This is a genomic window from Actinosynnema sp. NPDC059797 (assembly GCF_042732085.1).
GTDB lineage: Bacteria > Actinomycetota > Actinomycetes > Mycobacteriales > Pseudonocardiaceae > Actinosynnema.
The window spans coordinates 1-12,522 of the sequence record NZ_JBHWIE010000221.1 but is presented as its reverse complement, the minus strand read 5'-3'; the positions used below and the strand labels follow the sequence as shown (position 1 = coordinate 12,522).

At 73.4% G+C, this 12,522-nt stretch carries 10 protein-coding genes; 6 read left to right on the top strand and 4 right to left on the bottom strand.

Annotated features, from left to right (window positions below; translation table 11 throughout):
* Nucleotides 1-152: 152 nt before the first annotated feature.
* The 3 genes from ACFV4N_RS31530 to ACFV4N_RS31520 form a co-directional block, all read right to left on the bottom strand.
* Nucleotides 153-1,517 carry a hypothetical protein gene (locus tag ACFV4N_RS31530; protein WP_499676278.1) on the bottom strand — a complete coding sequence of 455 codons (1,365 nt, stop codon included), beginning with the start codon at nucleotides 1,515-1,517 and terminating at the stop codon, nucleotides 153-155.
* 172 nt (nucleotides 1,518-1,689) lie between these two features.
* Entirely contained in the window at nucleotides 1,690-3,570 is a 1,881-nt protein-coding gene (locus ACFV4N_RS31525; RefSeq protein ID WP_499676277.1) for a ricin-type beta-trefoil lectin domain protein, read from the bottom strand.
* A 156-nt stretch (nucleotides 3,571-3,726) separates the two neighbouring features.
* The gene (locus ACFV4N_RS31520; protein ID WP_499676276.1) at nucleotides 3,727-4,734 is read right to left on the bottom strand and encodes a LacI family DNA-binding transcriptional regulator; all 1,008 of its coding nucleotides are present in this window, start codon (nucleotides 4,732-4,734) and stop codon (nucleotides 3,727-3,729) included.
* Between the two features lie 122 nt (nucleotides 4,735-4,856).
* Between ACFV4N_RS31520 and gnd the strand changes: the two genes are divergently transcribed.
* From gnd to ACFV4N_RS31505, 3 genes are all read left to right on the top strand, one after another.
* Nucleotides 4,857-6,302: an NADP-dependent phosphogluconate dehydrogenase gene (gnd, locus tag ACFV4N_RS31515; protein ID WP_499676275.1), complete on the top strand. Its 1,446-nt coding sequence runs from the start codon at nucleotides 4,857-4,859 to the stop codon at nucleotides 6,300-6,302.
* A 24-nt stretch (nucleotides 6,303-6,326) separates the two neighbouring features.
* Nucleotides 6,327-6,956 carry a rhomboid-like protein gene (locus ACFV4N_RS31510; RefSeq protein ID WP_499676274.1) on the top strand — a complete coding sequence of 210 codons (630 nt, stop codon included), beginning with the start codon at nucleotides 6,327-6,329 and terminating at the stop codon, nucleotides 6,954-6,956.
* Between the two features lie 654 nt (nucleotides 6,957-7,610).
* A complete protein-coding gene (locus ACFV4N_RS31505; RefSeq protein WP_499676273.1) occupies nucleotides 7,611-9,815 on the top strand; it encodes a SulP family inorganic anion transporter in 2,205 nt (734 codons plus the stop codon).
* 157 nt (nucleotides 9,816-9,972) lie between these two features.
* Here the strand turns inward: ACFV4N_RS31505 and ACFV4N_RS31500 are convergent, their stop codons facing one another.
* Nucleotides 9,973-10,293: a hypothetical protein gene (locus ACFV4N_RS31500; RefSeq protein ID WP_499676272.1), complete on the bottom strand. Its 321-nt coding sequence runs from the start codon at nucleotides 10,291-10,293 to the stop codon at nucleotides 9,973-9,975.
* A 155-nt stretch (nucleotides 10,294-10,448) separates the two neighbouring features.
* Between ACFV4N_RS31500 and ACFV4N_RS31495 the strand changes: the two genes are divergently transcribed.
* From ACFV4N_RS31495 to ACFV4N_RS31485, 3 genes are all read left to right on the top strand, one after another.
* Complete coding sequence (locus ACFV4N_RS31495; protein ID WP_499676271.1) at nucleotides 10,449-11,297, top strand: helix-turn-helix domain-containing protein; 849 nt, start codon at nucleotides 10,449-10,451, stop codon at nucleotides 11,295-11,297.
* 17 nt (nucleotides 11,298-11,314) lie between these two features.
* The gene (locus ACFV4N_RS31490) at nucleotides 11,315-11,506 is read left to right on the top strand and encodes a DUF397 domain-containing protein (protein ID WP_499676270.1); all 192 of its coding nucleotides are present in this window, start codon (nucleotides 11,315-11,317) and stop codon (nucleotides 11,504-11,506) included.
* 290 nt (nucleotides 11,507-11,796) lie between these two features.
* Nucleotides 11,797-12,453 (top strand): DedA family protein, encoded by a 657-nt coding sequence (locus ACFV4N_RS31485; protein WP_499676269.1) that lies wholly within the window; start codon nucleotides 11,797-11,799, stop codon nucleotides 12,451-12,453.
* The last annotated feature ends 69 nt before the right edge of the window (nucleotides 12,454-12,522 follow it).

The following is a 12,522-nucleotide window of genomic DNA, read 5'->3' as shown; positions in this document are numbered from 1 at the left end:
GGGCTGGCCAACGGTGCCACCGGGTGTGGGACTCCGGTCGCCGCCGGTCGTGGGGTGGTGGCTGGAACGCGTCCGCCCCCCAGGACCGGTCGTGCGGTCGCGGCGGGCGGACCGGTCAGCGGAAGGGACGGCCGAGGAGCCGGCCGGGGAACTCAGTCGAACAGCGGCTGCCAGCGGCCGTCGAAGCCGCCGTTGGCGGCCAGGTGCCAGCCGGGCGGCAGCCACGTGCCGACCTCGCGGGTCCGGGCGTCGTCGATGCCGCCGGAGTGCACGAAGTACTCGTGCTGCCGCCAGTACGCGCCGTGCGAGGCCGGGTCGCCGCTCACCGCGCCGCGCGTGCGGCCCAGGCTGTCCACGCCGGTGCCCGCGAACCCGCCGAAGTCGTCGCTGCCCGACGGCGTGTCCTCGTCCAGCTCGGCGGAGTACGCGCCGAAGAACCACGCCTTCGACAGGTAGCCCTCGCGGCCGTCGGTGAGGTCGGACGCGGCGTTGTCGCGCGACGCGGTGTGGAACCGCTGACGACCGGCCCCGATGCCCGACGAGGGCGTCTCGAACAGCACGTCCACGACGTCGGTGTCCAGCCAGTGCCGCCGCCAGTCGCCCTGCGACCAGTGCGTCGGCACGATGTCGGCGAGGTCCTGCAACTCGTAGGTCAGCCGCTTGACCTGCGCCCACCGCACCCTGGTGCCGTTGTCGACCCGGCCGGCCTGGGCCGAGGCGTTGGCGTCGGTCAGCGGCACCGCCCCGAGCGCGCCCACCGCGCCCGCCGACCCCCCGGGCACGAACGCGTAGTGCACGTTGCGCTCGTCGTCCGCGCCGGAGATGCCGACCTCCGCGTTCCCGGTGGCCAACCGGCCCGCGATGTCCGACCACGGGTCGGTGACGTAGCGCAGCTCGTGCCCGTGCGGCCCGATGTCCGGCAGGTCGAAGTCGCTCTCGTCGGCCTGCCACAGCAGCAGGTGGCGGCCGGTGGGGGTGTCCAGGAACCGCACGTCCGGGTCGGTGGACCGGCGCATGACGTGGTCCTTGTGGTGGGTGACGGTGGCGTTGGCGAAGTGCTCGCCCCCGGTGCCCGGGGTGCCGGTCACGCCGCGCACCACGATCTCGACGCGCTCCCAGTCGTGGATCTCGCTGCCGTCCTTGTCGGCGGCGTTGTAGACGTGGTACAGCAGCACGAGGGACTTGGAGCCGCCCTCGGTGAACTCCAGCAGCGCGGTGTAGAGCGTGGGCCGGACCTGCCAGCCGGGGCGCTCGCCCGCCAGGTACCGGTCCACGTCCAGCCAGTTGGCGCGGTTGGTGGCGTAGTCGCCGTCGCGGTCGAAGTCGAAGTTGGTCAGCCAGTCGCGGCCCTGCTTGCCGTCGTTCTCGTCGCCGCGCTTGAGGATGACCGGCGCGTAGTGCGAGAGGTAGGCCCGGCGCTGGGCGGTGGTGAGCGACCAGGCGGCCGCGGCCTGGTGGGGCGCCACCAGGAGCGTGGCCAGGACCGCCGTGATCAGGGTGAGCGCGCGGAGTCTCATGCGCCGATGGTGCCGCGCCCGCCCGCGCCCCGGCGCTCCTCGACCGCGCCGGGGCTTCGGGAACGCGCGCGGTGGGGCCCCGCCCAGCCGCCGCCAGGGGTGACGGGGCCCCGTTCGCGCACCGGCCGGGGTCCGCCCGCCGGTGGTCGGGGTGTTCTCGCCGGTCACGCGGTCAGGCGAGGGTCCACTTCTGGTTCGCCGCGCCCGTGCAGGTCCAGAGCTGGAGCCTGGTGCCGTCCGCGCTGGAGTTGCCGGTGACGTCGAGGCACTTGTTCGCCGCCGGGTTCACCAGGTCGCGGCCCGCCGTGTAGGTCCACTGCTGGTTCGGGGTGCCGCCGCACGACCACAGCTGGAGCTGCGCGCCGTCGCCGGTGCCCCGGTCCTTCACGTCCAGGCACTTGCCCAGCGCGCGGAGCGTGCCGTCGCCGGGGCGGGTCCACTGCTGGGCGGCGGTGCCGTTGCAGGTGTGCAGCTGCACGGCCGTGCCGTCGGCGCCGCTGCCGCCCGCGACGTCGACGCACTTGCCGGCCAGGCCGGTGATCGCGCCGCCGCCGGGCTGGCCCCCGCCCTGCGCGCCCTGCCAGGTGAACGTCGCCGAGGTGCGGGCGGGCAGGGTGTAGGTGAACGCCTGGTTGCCCCAGTTCACCCGGATCGACTGGGACGACGTGCCGCCGTTGTGGGCGATCAGCGCCTTGGAGCCGTCGGGGTTGCGGTAGGCCACGTTCTGCACGGCGCCGTTCGCGGTCGAGTCGATCCGGTGCGCGCCGGGCTTGACGAACTTGGTCAGGTGACCGGTCGTGTAGTACTCGATCGTGTAGTCGACCTGGCCGGCGCGCGGGCCGCCCTCCTGCACCGTGATCAGGCCGGTGCACGTGCCGCAGCCGCCGTTGTGCGGCCCCATGTCCTGGTTCAGCGCCAGGCTCCACTTGACCAGGCTGGAGCTCCAGTTGCGGGCGTAGTTGACGATGTCGGCCATGTCCTCGTTGTGCTGGTTCGAGATCCACGTGCCGCCGGAGTGCTCGGTGCTGAACTGCTTCACGTTCGGGTACTGGTCGTGCACCTGCGAACCCACGGCCGGGTCACCGAAGTAGCCGTGCCAGGCGATGCCGCCGAACAGCGGGTCGTTGCGCACGCCGGCGTCGTTGAGCACGCCCGAGCCGAAGTTGGCGTAGTCGCCGTAGTTCCAGTCGTGCACCAGCACCTTGGTGTTGATGCCCGCCGCGCGGAACGCCGGGTAGAGGTTGTTCTTGGTGAACTCGACCAGGCCCGCGGGGTTCCAGCTCATGCCGGGGTAGTTCATCGCGGTCGGGTTGTTCGCCTGGCAGCAGTTGGGCTCGTTCTGCACGGACACGTAGTCGACCGGGATGCCCGCCGCCTGGTAGCTCTGCACGTACTTGACGAAGTACTGGGCGTACATGGGGGCGTACTCCCACTTGAGCCAGCCCATCTGGTCCATGCGGCCGTTGTCCTTCATCCAGCCCGGCGCGCTCCACGGCACGCCCTTGACCCGCAGCTGCGGGTTGAGCTGCTTGGCCTGCTGCGTCAGCAGCCGCACGTTCGCGTCGTAGCCGTTGGCGCCCCAGTCGTTGAGGTCGCAGCACGTGTCGTCCAGAGACACGTGGCCCGGCCGGGACAGGTCGGACGCCCCGATCGGGTTGCGCACGAACGACAGGCCGATGCCGTCGACCGGGTGGAACAGCCTGCGCATCACCGCGTCCCGGGTGGCCGCGGAGACCGGCCCGCCGCGCAGCAGGTGCGCGGTGGTGTCGGTGATCGACGCGCCGCCGCCCTCGAACTGCTGGTAGCGGGTGTTCTCGTTGACGGTGATGGTGTGGGTGGCGCCGCCGGCGCTGCCGCTGAAGGCGATGGACGGCTGCTGCGCCAAGCCCCGGGTGACCACCCGGCCGCCGCTGTCGGAGGTGGTGGTCAGGTAGATGTTGACCGACTCGCCCGCGGCGACCGCGGCGGGCGAGGGGGCGGCGGCCACGGCGGCGGCCGCGGTCAGGGCGGCTATCGCGGCGCTGGTGAAAGCCCGATGGCGGGTAGAGGGCACCTCGGACTCCTTTCACGACGGTGTGGGCAGGGTTCCGCTGGCCTGTAACAAATGAAACTTTTGTGGAACGTGTCCGCACGTGAAAGGAAACAATGGGCCGATACCCGTGTCAAGGGCGCGATCCCAGCCCGGTAAATACCGTGAAACGCCGTTGGCTCAGGAGTTCCGCGCGGGTCCCGTGGAGGCCCTGACCACCAGTTCCGTGGCCAGTTCGACGTGCAACGCCTCCAGCTCGTGCCGGTCCAGCAGGCGCACCAGCAGCGTCACGGCCATCCGGCCCATCTCCTGCAACGGCTGCCGCACGGTGGTCAGCTCCGGCGCCGAGGCCCGGCTCAGGTCCAGGTCGTCGAAACCCGCGACCGACACGTCGCCGGGCACCGACAGGCCGCGTTCCCGGGCCGCCCGCAACGCGCCCACGGCCATCTTGTCGTTGAACGCCACCAGCGCGGTCGGCCGCTCGGACAGGTCCAGCAGCTCGCCGGCGGCCCGGTGGCCGTGCCCGTCGGTCGGCTCGTCCACGTGCCGCAGCAGCTCCGGCGACGGCAGCACGCCCACGTCCGACAGCGCCGCCGCGTACCCGGCGAGCCTGCCGTCGCTGGCCTGCCAGTCCCGGGGGCCGCCGATGACGCCGATCCGCCGGTGGCCCAGCTCCACCAGGTGCGCCATCAGCCGCCGCGCGCCCGCGAAGTGCGCCGCGGACACCGACGCCACGTCGCGCGGCAGCTCGGTGCGCGGGTCCACCACCACGAACGGGAACCGCCGGTCCCGCAGCCGCACCAGCTCCTCGGCCGGCTCCGGCGGCAGGATCAGCACCGCGCCGCCCACGTCGGACCGGCCCGCCAGGTCCGGCAGCACCCGCCTGCGCTGCGCCGACGTGCCCGCGTCCAGCACCACCTGGTGGCCGTGCAGGGCCAGGGTCTCGGCCACCGAGGACACGATCAGTCCGAAGTAGTCGGTGAGCAGGTACGGGCAGCGCACGTAGATTGAGCCGGTCGGCTTGGCGCCGCGCGGCCTCGGCGCCCGCGCGCCCAGCTCGTCCACCGCCTTGAGGACCAGCTCGCGGGTGTGCTGGGCGACGTTCGCCTGGCCGTTGAGGACCCGGGAGACGGTGGCGATCGACAGCCCCGTCGCCCGCGCCACGTCCCGCACCGTCGCCCTGCTCATGCGCACCCCCGTTTTCCAGGATTGTTTCACGATGTTACAGCCGTCGGGTTCGGACTCGGCGCTTCGGTTCCACGGGGTGCGAAACACGTGCGCGGGAGCGCGAATTTCGGCAGGCTGTGCCAATGACCACCTCCGAGGCACCCGCGCGGATCGCCGTCACCGGGCTCGCCGTCATGGGCAGCAACCTGGCGCGCAACCTCGCCCGGCACGGCTACCGCGTCGCCGTGCACAACCGCAGCCACGCCCGCACCAAAGCGCTGATCGAGGAGCACGGCCACGAGGGCGACTTCGTCCCCGCCGAGACGCTGGAGCAGCTCGTCGCGAGCCTCCAGACCCCGCGCCAGATCATCATCATGGTCAAGGCGGGCGGCCCGACCGACGCCGTCATCGACGAGCTGGTCCCCCTGCTGGAGCCCGGCGACATGGTGATCGACGGCGGCAACGCCCACTACGCCGACACCCGCCGCCGCGAGGCCGCGCTCAGGGACGCCGGGCTGCACTTCGTCGGCGCCGGCATCTCCGGCGGCGAGGAGGGCGCGCTCAACGGCCCGTCGATCATGCCCGGCGGGTCGCCGGAGTCCTACCGGCACCTCGGGCCCGTGCTGGAGGACATCGCGGCGGAGGTGGACGGCGTGCCGTGCTGCGTCCACGTCGGACCGGACGGCGCCGGGCACTTCGTGAAGATGGTGCACAACGGCATCGAGTACGCCGACATGCAGCTCATCGCCGAGTCCTACGACCTGCTGCGCCGCGTCGGCGGCATGACGCCCACCGAGATCGCCGAGGTCTTCCGCGGCTGGAACAGCGGCGACCTGGAGTCCTACCTGGTGGAGATCACCGCCGAGGTGCTGGGCCACTTCGACCCCGAGACCGGCGTGCCGCTGGTCGACGTGATCGCCGACGAGGCCGAGCAGAAGGGCACCGGCCGCTGGACCGTGCAGGAGGCGCTGGAGCTGGGCGTGCCGGTGACCGGCATCGCCGAGGCCGTGTTCGCCCGCTCGCTGTCCGGCCGGGTGGCGCAGCGCGAGGCCGCCCGCGGCGCGTTCGGCGCCTCCGAGGTGTTCGCCTCCGACCGGCTCGCCGGCGGGCTCGTCGAGGACGTGCGGCAGGCGCTCTACGCGTCCAAGGTCGTGGCGTACGCGCAGGGCTTCGACCAGATGCGCGCGGCGAGCGCCGAGTACGGCTGGGACCTGGACCTGGGCGCGATGGCGACCATCTGGCGCGGTGGCTGCATCATCCGCGCCCGGTTCCTCGACCGGATCCGCGAGGCCTACGACAAGGACCCGGAGCTGGCCTCCCTGCTGGTGGACGACTACTTCCGGGACGCGGTGAAGTCGGCCGAGCAGGCGTGGCGGCGGGTCGTCGTCGGCGCGGTCGAGGCCGGCGTGCCCGCGCCCGGCTTCGTGTCCGCGCTGGCCTACTACGACGCCCTGCGCTCCGAGCGGCTGCCCGCCTCCCTGGTGCAGGGCCTGCGCGACTTCTTCGGCGCGCACACCTACCGGCGCACCGACCGCGAGGGCAGCTTCCACACCCTCTGGTCGGGTGACAGGTCTCAGGTGGACGCCTGAGCCGACCCGTTCGACCATGGCCGGGTGCGTGACCGCTTCCGGCGCAACCCCGTCACGGCCGGCTACCTGCTGGCCGTGGCGGGGCTCGCCCTGCTGATGCGATTCGTGTTCGCCGACGGTGCGACGGCGCAGGTGTACGAGTCGTTCAGCACCAACTCCGGCAACCTCTCCGACCACCCGCTGAGCGCCCTGCTGGGCAGCGCGTTCGTGCTCGACCCCGACGACGGCCCGGTGTTCACCGCGCTGGCGCTCGCGACCGTGGCGCTGTGCCTGGGCCGCGTCGAGCGCGAGACCGGCCCGTGGCGGGCGGCGGCGGTGGTCCTGGCGGGCCACGTCGGCGCGACCCTGGCGACCGCGGCCGTCATCTCTTCGGGTGTTTATCCGACCGACCTGACCGACGTCGTGGACGTCGGGGTCGGCTACGCGGCCTTCACGGCGGCGGGCGCGGCGACCGCGCTCGCGCCGCCGGCGCTGCGCCCGCCCCTGCTCGCGCCGGTGGTGGCGTACCCGCTGATCACCGCCCCGTGGCCGGGCTCCTCGTGGCTCGGCGCGGTGCCCGAGTTCGAGGCCGTCGGGTACGTCGCGGCGGCGCTCCTCGGCGCGGCGGGCGGCGCGCTCGCCCTGCGCCGGGCCGCCGCGCCCGCGTTCCGCTGACCCCCTCTGAGCAGGCCCGTCACCAGCCGTGACGGCGACGCGTTGATCAACACGTCCGGGTGGTGCCGCTGTCGGATCGGCCACACCGTCGTCATGATGGTGTCGACGCTGACCTTCAGCGACGCGGCTGTGCCGACACGCCCACTGTGCCGACACGGAGGTGCCACCGTGGCGACCACCCACCACCGCGCCGGGGCCGAGCGCCGACTCGTCACCCTCCGGCCGCGCCCCCCGCTGCCCTTAGCCGCGCGCTGAGACCGCCGCCCCGGCCCGCGCGCCGGGGCCCGCGACACCTCGGCACCACCGCCTCGGGCCACGGCCTCGGGCACCACCTCCGGCCACCCCGCCGCCACCGCCCACCGCCGTCAGCGCCCACCACCCCGGCCACCACCGCCGTCGGCCACCACCGCCCCCGGCCACCGGACCGGTGTCCCCACCGCGACCGAGGCGTCCCCAGCACAACCGGCGCACCGCCAACAACCGGCGCACCAGCACAACCGGCGCACCACCACGACCGGTGTCCCCACCACAACCGGTGTCCCCACCACAACCGGTGTCCCCACCGCGACCGGCGCACCACCACGGCCGGCGCACCCACCGCGACCCGCGCACCACCGCGCGGGGCGATCCCTCGCTGCTCGGAAGGACCGTGCGATGAACCGTCCACGCCCCACCAAGTCCCACGCCGGCGAGCACACCACGGCGGGCCCACCGGGAGGGCTCGCCGGCGTGCTCCGCCACGACCTGCCCGCCTCGGTGGTGGTGTTCCTGGTCGCCGTGCCGCTGTCGATGGGCATCGCCGCCGCCACCGGCGCGCCGCTGGTGACTGGCCTGGTCTCCGCGGTCGTCGGCGGCCTGGTCGCGGGCGTGCTCACCGGCGCGCCGCTGGCGGTCAGCGGGCCGTCAACGGGCATGGTGGTGATCACCGCGGGCATCGTCGCGGAGCACGGCTGGGCCGCCACGGCCGCCATCACGCTCGCCGCCGGTGTCGTCCAGGTGGTGTTCGGCCTGGTCAGGATGGGTCGGTTGGCGCTGTCGCTGTCACCGGCCGTGGTGCACGGGATGCTCGCCGGGCTCGGCTTGAGCATCGCCGTCGGCCAGCTCGCCGTCGTCCTCGGCGGCACGGCCGCCACGACCGTGCCCGACAACCTGGCTCGGGTGCTCACCACCGAGGTGAGCTGGGCCGCCGTGCTGGTCGGGGCGCTCACCGTCGCGGTGATGCTGCTGTGGCCGCGCCTGCCCCGGGCCGCGCTCGTGCCCGCGCCGCTGGTGGCCGTGCTCGCCGCGACGGTGCTGACCGGCGGGCTCGACGTGGCGCGCGTCGACCTGCCCGACGACCCGCTGTCCGGGCTGGTGCTGCCGCAACTGCCCGCCGGCGGCCTCGGCGGCGTGGCGTTCGCGGTGCTCACCGTGGCCGTGGTGGTCAGCGTGGAATCGCTGCTGTCGGCCGTCGCGATCGACAAGCTGCACGACGGGCCGCGCGCCGACCTCGACCGCGAGCTGGTCGCCCAGGGCGCGGCCAACGCGGTGGCGGGCGCGCTGGGCGGGCTGCCGGTGTCCGCGGCGATCGCGCGCAGCTCCGCCAACGTGGCGGCGGGCGCGCGGACCAGGGCGTCCGCGGTGCTGCACGGCCTGTGGATCACGGTGTTCGTGCTGGCGCTCGGCGCGCTGCTGGAGCTGATCCCGCTGGCCGCGCTGGCGGGCGTGCTGCTGGTGATCGCGCTGCGGCTGGTGGACGTGCGGAGGATGCGGGCGCTGTGGCGGCACGGCGAGTTCAGCGCGTACGCGGTCACGGTGCTGGGCGTGGTGGCCTTCGGGCTGGTGGAGGGCGTGCTGCTGGGGGTCGCGGTGGCGGCGCTGCGGTCGCTGCACCGGCTGACCCGCACGTCGGTGCGCGTGGAGGCCGAGCCGGACGGCTACCGGGTGGTGGTCCGGGGCTCGCTGGTGTTCCTCGGCGCGGGCCGGCTGGTGCGCGGGCTGCGGTCCGTGCCGCTGGGGCAGCGGGTGGTGCTGGAGCTGCACATCGACTTCCTCGACCACGGCGCGTACGAGGCGATCGACGAGTGGCGCACCGGCTACGAGCGGCTGGGCGGGCAGGTCGAGGTGGACGAGGTGCACGACACGTGGTTCAGCAAGGCCACGCGCGGCATCCCGGCGTTGCGCAAGACCCCGCTGTCGCCGCCGCCGAGGTGGTTCGCGCCGTGGTCGCACTGGCAGCGGCAGCGCGCGGTGACCGTGCCGCGGCAGCGCGAGGACGCCGACCCGATGATCCGCGGGATGCACGAGTTCGAGCGGACCACGGCGCCGCTGGTGCGGCCGTTCCTGGCGGAGCTGGCCGCGCGGGGCCAGCGGCCGCGGCAGCTGTTCATCACGTGCTCGGACTCCCGGGTGGTGCCGAACCTGATCACCACCAGCGGTCCGGGCGACCTGTTCTGCGTGCGCAACCTCGGCAACCTGGTGCCGCTGGGCGGCGACCACTCGGTGGGCGCGGCGATCGAGTACGCGGTGGAGGTGCTGGCGGTCGAGACCGTCGCGGTGTGCGGCCACTCGGACTGCGGGGCGATGAAGGCCCTGGTCAACGGTTCGGCCCGGCCGGGCTCGCAGCTGCACGAGTGGCTGCGCGCCGCCGAGCCGAGCCTGATCCGCTTCCACGCGGCCGAGTCGGACCTGCCCGCGCTCGAACACCTGGCCGTCGCCAACATCGCCCAGCAGCTGGACAACCTGATGACCTACCCCAGCGTGCGCGAGGCCGTCGCCGCGGGCGCGCTGCGCCTGGTGGGCATGTACTTCGACATCTCCGAGGCCCGCGTCTACCTGGTGGACCCAACCCGAGCCGCCCTGCGCCCAGTCCACACCTAACCGCGTGTCCTCCACTCAGGCATCGCGTGTCCTCCGCTCCGGCACCGCGTGTCGTCCACTCGGGCCGGGCGGGTCGCGCGCCGGGGGAGCGGGAACGTGCGGTTCGTGGTGTCTGAGTGGAGGACTCGCGATGTCCGAGTGGAGGACACGCGCGGGGTCAGCTGACTCGGCGCAGGTGTTTGCGGCTGCCGGAGGGGTCGTCGTCGAAGACGGTCAGGCAGAGCTGGGTGGTCAGGTAGGCGCGGCACGGGGACGGGAGGCGGCGGCGCCACCAGTGGGTGCGGCAGGTGGGGCAGCGGCCGTGCTCGTCGGGGGTGTGCTCGTCGAGGAGGGCCCTGACGGCGGCCACCACGCGCGGCAACTCGCTGCGGGCCAGGTCGGCCGCCGTCTCGTCGTCGCCGGTCGACGCCAGGTGGACCAGCGTGGCCAGGTGTTCGCGCAGGGACTTGTCGAGGTGGCTGAAGACCGTGCCGGACACCTTCAGCGCTCCTTCCGGGGGTGGGGTGCTCCAGAAGCCTGCTGGCGGCCACCAGCCGTCTGCAAGTTGCGCTACACGAATGGATGACGACTCTTTGCTCCATCTGCGCACCGGCACAAACTGAGGGCCGGTCAACGTCCCACGAGGAGGTGCGGATGCCACGGGGGAGCAGCCCGACGCTGCGCAAACGCCGGTTGGTGAGCGAGCTGCGCAGGCTGCGCGAGGCGGCCGAGCTGACCATCGAGGAGGTGGGCGAGCGCCTGGAGTGCTCCGCGTCCAAGATCAGCCGCATCGAGACCGGCCGGGTCGGCGTCACCCCGCGCGACGTCCGCGACATGCTCGCCGCCTACGGCGCGGACCCCGACACCCGCGACGAGCTGGTGCAGCTGGCCCGCGAGGCCCGCCGCCGGGCGTGGTGGGACGAGTTCGGCGACATCGCGCCCGGCCGCTACGTCGGGTTCGAGGCCGACGCCGAGTCCGTGCGCACCTACCAGGGCCTGATGGTCCCCGGCCTGCTCCAGGGCGAGGCCTACACGAGGGCGCTGATCCGGGACGTCCTGCCGGACGCCGCGCCCGCCGAGGTCGACCGCCGCGTCAAGCTGCGCAAGGCCCGCCAGGCCCTGCTCACCGAGGACGACCCGCTGCGCCTGGACGTCGTGGTGGACGAGGCGGCGCTGCGCCGGGTGGTCGGCGGCCGCGAGGTGATGGCCGAACAGGTGCGGCGTTTGAACGAGGTCGGCGGCCTGCCGAACGTCACCCTCCGGGTTGCTCCTTTCGCCGCCGGCGGCCACGCCGCGATGGACGGCCCGTTCGTGATCCTCACGTTCCCGGGGAAACTCGACCCGGACGTGGTATACATCGAAAGCTCACGGAGTGACGTCTATTTGGAACAGGCCGCCGACGTCGCCAGGTATTCCAACATGTTCGCGCGGCTCTGCGCCGAATCGCTCGACCCGGCGGCGTCGGCCGCCTTCATCGAGCAGGTGGCGTGCGAGCTCACCTGAACCAGGAGTGAACTGCCATGCAGCGAGAGTGGCGGAAGAGCAGCCGGTCGTCCGCGGGCGGGCCGGAGTGCGTGGAAATCACGCTCGGCACGGCCGGCGCGGGCGTGCGCGATTCCAAGAACCGGGCCGGTGACGAGCTGGGCTTCGGTTTCGCGCAGTGGTCCCGATTCGTATCGACCGCGAAAAGCGGCGTATTCGACCTGAGCTGAACCACAAGCCGGACGAAGGGCTCGGCGGCACGACGCCGGGCGGGGTCGGGGGCGCGCCCTGGGGGTGCGCCCCTGACTTCTGTCCAGGACCCGTACGACTGAGGTCTGGCGCGCGGTCCGACCGTGGTCCGATGCGCCCGGTCCGCCCGATCGGGTGGACTCTCCCCTGGAACGAGTGACGCGGGTGTGGTCCGGACCGGTTGATCCGCCGGAACGCGACGGCCCTAACCTGCGCGACGACCGCCGTCGAGCGGCGTGGACCGCAGCGGACTCCCGGGGGGACGAGAACCATGGCCTTGCTGACCGATGCCCTGGAGGGGTTGGCCGGTCTGCCCCAACCCGCCGTGCTGGCGGTGACGGGCGCGTTGACGCTGGCCGAGTGCACGCTCGGCGTGGGCTTCATCGCGCCGGGCGAGGGCGCGCTGCTGCTGGCCTCCACCACGGCGACCACCGTGCCCAGGTTCCTGGTCATGTGGCTGGTGGTGTCGGTGTGCGCCGTGGCCGGCGACAACATCGGCTACTTCCTCGGCCGCCGCTACGGCGACCGGCTGCGCGACAGCGGGTTGGTGCGCAAGCTCGGGCAGGAGCACTGGGACCGGGCGGGCGAGCTGCTGCGCCGCCGGGGCGCGTGGGCGGTGTTCGTGGCCAGGTTCATGCCGGTGGTGCGGACCCTGGTGCCGGCCAGCGCGGGCGCGTGCAAGCTGGAGTACCGGCGGTTCCTGCCCGCCTCGATCGCGGGCGCGGTGAGCTGGTCGGCGCTGCACATCGCCATCGGCTCGGCCGCCGGCGCCTCGGCGAAGTACATCGAGTCGGTGTTCAGCGGGGTGATGTGGGTCCTGCTCGGCCTCGCGGTGGTGGTCGGCGGGGTGGTGGCGCTGCGCAAGCGCCGCAAGGCCGCGTCGGGGGGACGGGTGCAGGAGGCGCGGGAGCTGGAAGAGGTCGCCTGAGCGAGGGGGCCGTCGCCCGAGGGCGGCGGCGCGACGCGAAGGGGCCGTGGTCGGGGGTTCGGTCCCGAC

Coding starts and splice junctions, on each gene's coding strand:
- ACFV4N_RS31485 (WP_499676269.1), top strand. CDS start 11,797: ATGGCCTTGCTGACCGATGCCCTGGAGGGGTTGGCCGGTCTGCCCCAA.
- gnd (WP_499676275.1), top strand. CDS start 4,857: ATGACCACCTCCGAGGCACCCGCGCGGATCGCCGTCACCGGGCTCGCC.
- ACFV4N_RS31505 (WP_499676273.1), top strand. CDS start 7,611: ATGAACCGTCCACGCCCCACCAAGTCCCACGCCGGCGAGCACACCACG.
- ACFV4N_RS31490 (WP_499676270.1), top strand. CDS start 11,315: ATGCAGCGAGAGTGGCGGAAGAGCAGCCGGTCGTCCGCGGGCGGGCCG.
- ACFV4N_RS31520 (WP_499676276.1), bottom strand. CDS start 4,734: ATGAGCAGGGCGACGGTGCGGGACGTGGCGCGGGCGACGGGGCTGTCG.
- ACFV4N_RS31530 (WP_499676278.1), bottom strand. CDS start 1,517: ATGAGACTCCGCGCGCTCACCCTGATCACGGCGGTCCTGGCCACGCTC.
- ACFV4N_RS31495 (WP_499676271.1), top strand. CDS start 10,449: ATGCCACGGGGGAGCAGCCCGACGCTGCGCAAACGCCGGTTGGTGAGC.